The following is a 946-nucleotide window of genomic DNA, read 5'->3' as shown; positions in this document are numbered from 1 at the left end:
CATTTAGCACTGTTAGGTCTACGATCAAGAAGCAGCCGATCGTTGTCATCGGCTGCCTCTTAATTTACTGCCATCCGACGAACTAAGCCTCGCAGATCTGTCTGTTAGCTGCTTTACATTCTTCTTCGATTAACTTATAGATCATTATTTTTTCATTATCAAAACCAATAAACTCTTTTGATTTATGATGATAGTTGTATGGATTTATTTTCTCGTCTTCGAACAGTAAACGTCCACTATTTATATCATATATTTTCATTCCTGTTTCCTTTAAACAAGAGAACAAATATGTATCCATAAAAATATTACCTGACGATATTGGAAACTCCTTAACTACATTTCCTGTCTCCAGATTAATCACTCTGAAAATCCACCCATGTCGCTCATCCTCATCAATGAAATCATAATTATTTCTACCTACTAATCCAATCTCGTTATCACTTACCCAGCATAATGGATCGTTCCAATCCTCTTTTCCACTCCAGAGATTTTTTTTGCTCGTTCCATCTTCCGATTCCCATCGATTTTCTATCCATTCAAGAATGCTCCAACCTGTCACACACCCCGCAGGGTGCCACACCCATCCATTATCAACAATCCATTTATTATCAGGTGAAACTACGAGTTGGCCATGAAAATAATCTAAATAATGTTCTGAATTACTTGATTTGCTTTCAGTTAATTCATATTCCGGATCATTTCTATCAGTTAGTACTTGATAATCGATTGGATTTGTAATATCCAGTCGATTCCATTTTGTACCATGAATTAATAAAAGTTGAGCATTATAATTGACAAATGCAACCGGAAAAATGGTTTGTTCATTATAATAATCATCACGATTAAATCGCATTATGGTCTTCATTGAAGTAATATCTATTACAATTCCCTGTCTACCAAAAGTATTAAATACAGCAATTAACTCAGCATTTGGCGAGACAAGTAG

General features: G+C 35.0%; 1 protein-coding gene. It reads right to left on the bottom strand.

The window, feature by feature from the left end; genetic code table 11:
- Positions 1–82 precede the first annotated feature (82 nt).
- The coding region (locus tag AC1DSE_RS35815; protein ID WP_477529188.1) for a hypothetical protein at positions 83–946 on the bottom strand (864 nt) is incomplete at its 5' end.

This window comes from Paenibacillus sp. 01L418, assembly GCF_056400045.1.
Note: the sequence above shows the minus strand (reverse complement) of the source record. Positions and strands in the feature narration are given on the sequence as shown.